Raw genomic sequence first — 7,452 nt, forward strand, 5'->3', positions numbered from 1 at the left:
GAGGGAGCTTGCTCCCGCTGGGCCGCGAAGCGGCCCCTCATATCTTTAAAAGAACGGGACTGCTGCGCAGTCCAGCGGGAGCAAGCTCCCTCGCCACAGGTATTACTGCGGGATTAATCCGGGCGAATGACGTTCCCGGTCGCGACATCGCGAATCACGCTCGGATTCTTGCGCCCACCCAGATTCCCGCCCAACACGTAGTCCACTTGCCCACGGAAATACTGCTCGACGCGTATTCGCGTCCGCGCCGCTGGCCGGCCCTGAGGGTTAGCCGAGGTCGACACCAGCGGCCCGACCACCGCGCACAGATCCCGCACCAGCGGGTGGTCGCTGACGCGCAGCGCTACGGTTTCATGCACGCCGGTAATCCACTGCGGCAACAGATTCTGATGCGGCACCAGCCAGGTATTCGGCCCCGGCCAAGTGCTGGCCATGCGGTCCATCCACAGTTCCGGGAAGTCTTCGAACAGGAAGTCGAACTGACGAATATTGTCGGCTACCAGAATCAGGCCCTTTTCCACAGACCGGCCTTTGATCATCAACAGACGATAGACCGCTTCTTCATCCCACGGATCGCAACCCAGGCCCCAGACCGCTTCGGTTGGATAGGCAATTACTGCCCCTGCGCGAACGGCTTGTGCGGCTTGTTGCACGCGCCAACTGTTGACCATGAAAAACTCTCCGGAATAAGGCTCTGCGCAGTTTACCGATCTTCCTTATAAAACCTAGCTCACCCGCGCAAACCAGCGCCCGCTTTCGCACACCGCCCGGCCGTCCATTTCCAGCTCCGTCAGCGCTGCCAGCACTTTGGACAAGGCCCAGCCACTGCTGACCGACAACGCTTCGCTGGTGTGGGGCGCGGCGTGAAGCAACAGGAGCAGTGGATGAGTAGGTGCTTGCAGCGTCTCTGTGGATAACGGCAACCGTTGCCAGCCGCGCAAGGCTTCGAGGATATGCTCGGTGGTTTCCACCAATACCGCACCGTCACGGATCAGCTGATGACAACCCTTGGCGCCAGGGTGGTGGATCGACCCTGGAATCGCATACACCTCGCGTCCTTGCTCCGCTGCCAGCCTCGCCGTTATCAATGAACCGCTGGCGACACTCGCTTCGACCACCAGCACCCCGAGGGATAAACCGCTGATGATCCGGTTGCGCCGGGGGAAGTTTCCGGCACTGGGGCCGGCGTCCAGCGGGAACTCGGAAAGCACTGCGCTGCCCGAGGCGATCATGGCGTCCGCCAGCCGCCGATTGCGCTGTGGATAAAACTTTTCAAGTCCCGTGCCAAGGACCCCGACCGTTCGCCCGCCCACGTCCAGCGCGGCTTGATGCGCGGCGGCATCGATGCCTAGCGCCAGACCGCTGGTGATGACGAAACCGGCGCCGGCCAGGCTGCGCGAAAACGCCGCCGCAGTGTCCATGCCCGGTCGCGAGGCGCGCCGACTGCCGACCATCGCCAATTGCGGTTTTTCCAGAATGTCGGGATCGCCTGCCACAAATAACAGCGGCGGCGCATCGCTGATTTCCGCCAGCAGCGCCGGGTACTCAGGCTGGTCCCACATCAATAAATGCTGGCCCGGGCGCTCTAGCCAGGCCAATGCGTGGGCCGCGCCATCGCGTACTTCATTGACGCGCCGTGCCTCGGCGCACGCCAGCGGCAAGCCCAGCGAACGCCAGGCGCTGGCGGGCGCGCTGATGGCTTTGGACGCCGAGCCGAAGGCTTCGAGCAATTTCTTGAAACGCGCCGGGCCGAGTTCTGGCAATCGGTGCAGACGTAAACGAGCTTCCAGTTCCGCAGGGGAAACCGGTGTGACGGCAGACAGCGACATGGATCATCCTTGATCGTTATGAGCCCCGTTCAAACGGGAATAAGCTGTGGATAACTCTGTTGGTAACTTGTGGAGCCTGCTTACGGATTTCGCACCTTATCCATCACCGCCAGAGAGCGCGATGCGTTGAGTACCAGCCCGTAACTGAGCTTGTCGTAAGTGCGGAACACCATCAGCAAACCGGCACGCTCATCGGGGATTTTCAGTGGCTGGCCAGTGATCCGGTCGCGTACGGTTTCACCGGTTTTCATCACCACCAGCACGTTGCCTTCGGCCAGGCCATCACGCTGACCTTTGTTCAGGGTAACCACATCCAGCGCGCCAATCTGGGTAACCCCGCGCGGCACATCGATGATCAAGCCATTGATCTCGGTTTTTGGCGCACTGGGCATGAAGGTCGAGTTGATGGACCGTTCTTCACCGCTGAACAAACGGTCGCCGAGACGCACTTCCTGAGTCGTGCGTTGCAGTGCCAGGGTGGCGACGTCGCCCTCGGTGGCCACAATCTCGCCACCGCCGATGTCATCAGCATTGATCCCCAAAAACTCTTTGCTATCGGGATCGGTGTAGACCTTGCCCTGGCGGAAGATGCCATAGACCGGCTGGTTCGGGTCAAAATGGCCACGGGCGAAAATGCGGTCACCGGTGCCACTGAGCACGCGTTCGGCATCGCCGGCGACGATATAAGGCGCCTTGTCGAAGTCCTCGACCTTGTCGACGATGCGGTTGCTCAGCAAAAAGCTGTTGATTGATTGCAGCGGAATGCTCGGGATCGCATCGGCCACCGGCGAGCTGCGCACCCGAGGTGAGAGCTTGATGGTGCCGCGCGAAGCACCGCGATTGAGGGTCAGGCGGGGCTGGCCGTTGACATAGACCAGCGACAGCGAGTCGCCGGGATAGATGAGATTAGGGTTTTCGATCTGAGGATTGGCTTGCCACAGTTCCGGCCACTTCCACGGCTCCCGGAGGAATTTTCCGGAAATGTCCCAGAGAGTGTCACCCGTCACCGCGGTGTATTGCTGTGGAAAACCTTCCTTGAGTTGCACTTGCCCGTGCGCCAAACCGGCCGAGGCCAGAAGGAGCAAGGCGAGTAGTGATTTCCTCATGCGGTGAATCCCTTTATTATGTGCGTTCGCGTGAAACGCCAGAGCCCTCGTGGCTCGCTCCTGACTCTTTGATAAAAGAAAAGGAGCTACGCTTCACAACGGTAGCCTGCATCTTCGGACCTGCCAGGCCATCGACCCGACTTTACCTCACACGTGCAGCAATTAAGCTTATGGCCATTTTAGACATCCTCGAATTTCCCGACTCGCGCCTGCGCACTATCGCCAAACCTGTGGCCGTAGTGGACGACGAAGTGCGTCAGTTGGTCGATGACATGTTTGAAACAATGTATGAAGCGCCAGGCATCGGCCTCGCCGCGACCCAGGTCAACGTGCACAAACGTATCGTCGTGATGGACCTCTCCGAAGACCGCAGCGAACCACGGGTGTTTATCAACCCCGAGTTCGAACCGCTGACCGACGAGATGGAGCAATACCAGGAAGGCTGCCTCTCGGTGCCGGGCTTCTACGAAAACGTCGATCGCCCGCAGAAGGTCAAGGTCAAGGCCCTGGACCGCGACGGCAAGCCTTACGAACTGATTGCCGAAGGTCTGCTCGCCGTGTGCATCCAGCACGAATGCGACCACCTCAACGGCAAATTGTTCGTCGACTACCTGTCGAACCTCAAACGCGACCGAATCAAGAAGAAACTGGAAAAGCTCCATCGCCAGAACGCTTGATGCCCTTCTTTCAAAGGCTTGCTGCGGCAAGCCTTTTTCTTTTCAGAGATTGCTCCCATGACTGAGCCACTGCGCATCGTCTTTGCCGGCACCCCGGAATTCGCCGCCGAACACCTCAAGGCCCTGCTCGCCAGCCCTTACGAAGTCGTCGCGGTTTACACCCAGCCGGACCGTCCGGCGGGCCGTGGGCAAAAGCTGATGCCAAGCCCGGTCAAGCAACTCGCACTGGAAAACAACATCCCGGTGTTGCAACCGCCGACGCTGCGCAACGAAGACGCCCAGGCTGAACTGGCCGCACTCAAGCCGGACTTGCTGGTGGTGGTCGCCTACGGCTTGATCCTGCCGCAAGCGGTGCTGGATATTCCGCGCCTGGGTTGCATCAACAGCCACGCTTCGCTGCTGCCACGCTGGCGCGGGGCGGCGCCGATCCAGCGTGCGGTCGAAGCAGGCGACAGTGAAAGCGGCGTGACCGTGATGCGCATGGAGCTGGGCCTCGACACCGGGCCGATGCTGCTGAAAGTCACCACGCCGATCACCGCCGAAGACACCGGCGGCAGCCTCCACGACCGTCTCGCCGAAATGGGCCCACCGGCCGTGATCCAGGCGATTGCCGGCCTCGCCGCCGGAACGCTGGAAGGCGAAGTGCAGGATGACAGTCTTGCAACGTATGCTCACAAATTGAACAAAGACGAAGCACGCATCGACTGGAGCCGTCCGGCGGTTGAGCTGGAACGCCTGGTCCGCGCGTTCAACCCTTGGCCGATCACCCACAGCACGCTGAACGGCGAAGCGCTGAAAGTGCTGGCCGCGAGCCTCGCTGAAGGGCAGGGCGCACCGGGACAAATCCTCAGCGCCAGCAAGGACGGCTTGCTCGTCGCCTGCGGTGAGCAAGCCCTGTGCCTGACCCGTCTGCAATTGCCCGGGGGCAAGGCGCTGAACTTCAGCGACTTGTTCAACAGCCGTCGTGAGAAATTCGCCGTCGGCACCGTGCTCGGTCAAGCGGCGGACGCTCAATGAATCCACGTCTGGCCGCCGCCAAGGCACTTGCCGCTGTTCTTAACGGAAAAGCCTCACTCAACAGTTCACTGCCGACACAAATGGACAAGGTTGAAGACCGTGATCGCGGCTTCACCCAGGACCTGGCCTTCGGCACGGCGCGCTGGCAACCACGTTTGTCGGCGCTGGCGGCCAAGCTGCTGCAGAAGCCGTTCAAGGCAGCGGACGCCGATGTCGAGGCGCTGCTGCTGGTCGGCCTCTATCAACTGCTCTACACCCGCGTCCCGGCCCACGCCGCCATCGGCGAAACCGTCGGTTGCGCCGACAAGCTGAAAAAACCTTGGGCCAAAGCCTTGCTCAACGCCGTGTTGCGCCGCGCCCAGCGTGAAAGCGAAGCGTTGCTGGCCGAGCTGGAACACGACCCGGTGGTGCGCACCGCCCACCCGCGCTGGCTGCAAAAATCCCTCAAGGCGTTCTGGCCTGAGCAATGGGAAGCCATTTGCGCGGCGAACAATGCGCATCCGCCGATGATTCTGCGGGTCAACCGCCGCCATCACACCCGCGACGCTTACCTTGGGCTGCTGACTGAGGCCGGCATCGCCGCTACGCCGTGCGTCTACAGTCAGGACGGCATCATTCTCGAAGCTGCCGCCGACGTGCGCAGCCTGCCAGGCTTCGCCGAAGGCTGGATCAGCGTGCAGGATGAGGCGGCGCAATTGGCCGCCGATCTGCTCGACCTCGCGCCGGGCCAACGGGTACTGGATGCCTGCTGCGCACCGGGCGGCAAGACCTGCCACATCCTCGAAGCCGAGCCAAAACTGGCGGGCGTCGTGGCCGTTGATCTGGAAGCCAAGCGTCTGGTGCGCGTGCGCGAGAACCTCGCACGCCTGGGCCTGAGCGCCGAGCTGATCGCCGCCGACGGCCGCGACACGGCGACCTGGTGGGACGGCAAACCCTTCCAGCGCATTTTGCTGGATGCGCCATGCTCGGCGACTGGCGTGATCCGACGTCACCCCGACATCAAGCTGACTCGCCAACCGGATGACATCGCTGCACTCGCGGTGCTTCAGGGCGAGCTGCTGGACGCCATGTGGATAACTCTGGAAGTCGGCGGGATTCTGCTTTACGCCACCTGCTCCACGCTGCCGACCGAGAACACCGAAGTCATCGAAGCCTTCCTCGCTCGCACGCCGGGTGCGCGTGAACTGGACCTCGCCACGGCGGCCGGTATCAAGCAACCTCACGGTCGCCAGTTGCTGGCCCAGGAAGGCGGCCACGACGGGTTCTACTACGCCAAGCTGATCAAGATCGCCGCCGCGCGCGGTTAACCGGTTTATAAGGGAGTGACTGGATGAAAATCATCATCCTCGGCGCAGGCCAGGTCGGCGGTTCGCTGGCAGAACATCTGGCCAGCGAGGCCAACGACATTACCGTGGTCGACACCGACGGCGAACGCCTGCGCGACCTCGGCGATCGGCTGGACATCCGTACCGTGCAGGGCCGCGGCTCGTTGCCGACGGTGCTGCGTCAGGCCGGCGCGGACGATGCCGACATGCTGGTGGCAGTAACCAACAGCGACGAAACCAACATGGTGGCCTGTCAGGTCGCCCACACCCTGTTCCATACCCCGACCAAGATCGCCCGGGTCCGCGAAGCCGCGTACCTGACGCGCTCCGAGCTGTTCGATAACGAAGCGATTCCGGTGGACGTGCTGATCAGCCCGGAACAGGTTGTCACCAATTACATCAAGCGCCTGATTCAGCATCCGGGCGCGTTGCAGGTGATCGACTTCGCCGAAGGCAAAGCGCAACTGGTGGCGGTGAAGGCCTACTACGGCGGACCGTTGGTGGGCCAGCAACTGCGCCAGTTGCGGGAACACATGCCCAATGTTGAAACCCGGGTTGCAGCGATTTTCCGCCGCGATCGGCCGATCCTGCCCCAGGGCGATACGGTGATCGAGGCGGATGACGAAGTGTTTTTCATTGCCGCCAAGGCAAATATCCGCGCGGTGATGAGTGAAATGCGCCGTCTGGATGAAACCTACAAGCGCATCGTCATCGCCGGTGGCGGGCAGATCGGTGAACGCCTGGCCGAGGCGATCGAAAGCCGCTACCAAGTGAAGATCATCGAGATGAACCCGGCCCGCTGCCGCCATCTCTCGGACACCCTCGACAGCACCGTGGTGTTGCAGGGCAGTGCTTCCGACCGCGACTTGCTGATGGAAGAGAACATTGCCGACGCAGACATCTTCCTGGCCCTGACCAACGATGACGAAGCCAATATCATGTCCTCGCTGCTGGCCAAGCGCCTGGGCGCGAAGAAGGTGATGACGATCATCAACAATCCGGCTTACGTGGACTTGATCCAGGGCGGCGATATCGACATCGCCATCAGCCCGCAACTGGCAACCATCGGCACGCTGCTGGCCCACGTGCGGCGCGGCGATATCGTCAGCGTGCACTCATTGCGCCGCGGCGCGGCGGAGGCCATCGAGGCGATTGCCCATGGTGATGAAAAATCGAGCAAGGTGATTGGCAAGGCGATCCAGAACATCGGTTTGCCGCCGGGGACGACGATTGGCGCGATCATTCGTGATGAGGAAGTGATCATTGCGCATGACAACACGGTGATCGCGGCGGGCGACCATGTGATTTTGTTCCTTGTGGATAAAAAGCATATTCGGGATGTGGAGAAGCTGTTCCATGTGGGGCTCAGCTTCTTCTGATCAAGCATTTTTGGCGTCTGCGCGGGCCTCTTCGCGAGCAGGCTCGCTCCCACAGTGGGATTTTCGCCGCACACCAAATTCGTGTTCACTGAAGATCAACTGTGGGAGCGAGCCTGCTC

At 61.5% G+C, this 7,452-nt stretch carries 7 protein-coding genes; 4 read left to right on the top strand and 3 right to left on the bottom strand.

Going from position 1 to position 7,452, the window contains the following annotated elements; translation table 11 throughout:
• Positions 1-113 precede the first annotated feature (113 nt).
• The 3 genes from QMX98_RS30135 to QMX98_RS30145 all read right to left on the bottom strand — a co-directional run bounded on the left by QMX98_RS30135 (position 114) and on the right by QMX98_RS30145 (position 2,935).
• Positions 114-671: an L-threonylcarbamoyladenylate synthase gene (locus tag QMX98_RS30135; RefSeq protein WP_010465525.1), complete on the bottom strand. Its 558-nt coding sequence runs from the start codon at positions 669-671 to the stop codon at positions 114-116.
• Between the two features lie 54 nt (positions 672-725).
• Positions 726-1,829: a DNA-processing protein DprA gene (gene dprA / locus QMX98_RS30140; protein WP_102594516.1), complete on the bottom strand. Its 1,104-nt coding sequence runs from the start codon at positions 1,827-1,829 to the stop codon at positions 726-728.
• 80 nt (positions 1,830-1,909) lie between these two features.
• Positions 1,910-2,935 (bottom strand): LysM peptidoglycan-binding domain-containing protein, encoded by a 1,026-nt coding sequence (locus QMX98_RS30145; RefSeq protein WP_282411845.1) that lies wholly within the window; start codon positions 2,933-2,935, stop codon positions 1,910-1,912.
• A 170-nt stretch (positions 2,936-3,105) separates the two neighbouring features.
• On the opposite strand from QMX98_RS30145, the gene def reads away from it, so the two are divergent.
• The 4 genes from def to trkA are packed head-to-tail and all read left to right on the top strand — an operon-like array spanning position 3,106 to position 7,333.
• On the top strand, positions 3,106-3,612 hold the full coding sequence (def, locus tag QMX98_RS30150; RefSeq protein WP_010465519.1) for a peptide deformylase: 507 nt from the start codon (positions 3,106-3,108) through the stop codon (positions 3,610-3,612).
• Between the two features lie 57 nt (positions 3,613-3,669).
• Complete coding sequence (gene fmt / locus QMX98_RS30155; protein ID WP_077748844.1) at positions 3,670-4,629, top strand: methionyl-tRNA formyltransferase; 960 nt, start codon at positions 3,670-3,672, stop codon at positions 4,627-4,629.
• Entirely contained in the window at positions 4,626-5,936 is a 1,311-nt protein-coding gene (rsmB, locus tag QMX98_RS30160) for a 16S rRNA (cytosine(967)-C(5))-methyltransferase RsmB (RefSeq protein ID WP_282411846.1), read from the top strand. Before fmt ends, rsmB begins: the two co-directional genes overlap by 4 nt.
• Before the next feature lie 23 nt (positions 5,937-5,959).
• Positions 5,960-7,333, top strand: a complete 1,374-nt coding sequence (trkA, locus tag QMX98_RS30165) for a Trk system potassium transporter TrkA (protein ID WP_010465514.1) — start codon at positions 5,960-5,962, stop codon at positions 7,331-7,333.
• The last annotated feature ends 119 nt before the right edge of the window (positions 7,334-7,452 follow it).

This window comes from Pseudomonas sp. PS02303 (assembly GCF_029959925.1).
GTDB lineage: Bacteria > Pseudomonadota > Gammaproteobacteria > Pseudomonadales > Pseudomonadaceae > Aquipseudomonas > Aquipseudomonas mandelii.

What these genes read in the sequence shown, in the direction of transcription:
- fmt (WP_077748844.1), top strand. Translation starts at nt 3,670, where the DNA reads ATGACTGAGCCACTGCGCATCGTCTTTGCCGGCACCCCGGAATTCGCC.
- dprA (WP_102594516.1), bottom strand. Translation starts at nt 1,829, where the DNA reads ATGTCGCTGTCTGCCGTCACACCGGTTTCCCCTGCGGAACTGGAAGCT.
- QMX98_RS30135 (WP_010465525.1), bottom strand. Translation starts at nt 671, where the DNA reads ATGGTCAACAGTTGGCGCGTGCAACAAGCCGCACAAGCCGTTCGCGCA.
- rsmB (WP_282411846.1), top strand. Translation starts at nt 4,626, where the DNA reads ATGAATCCACGTCTGGCCGCCGCCAAGGCACTTGCCGCTGTTCTTAAC.
- trkA (WP_010465514.1), top strand. Translation starts at nt 5,960, where the DNA reads ATGAAAATCATCATCCTCGGCGCAGGCCAGGTCGGCGGTTCGCTGGCA.
- QMX98_RS30145 (WP_282411845.1), bottom strand. Translation starts at nt 2,935, where the DNA reads ATGAGGAAATCACTACTCGCCTTGCTCCTTCTGGCCTCGGCCGGTTTG.
- def (WP_010465519.1), top strand. Translation starts at nt 3,106, where the DNA reads ATGGCCATTTTAGACATCCTCGAATTTCCCGACTCGCGCCTGCGCACT.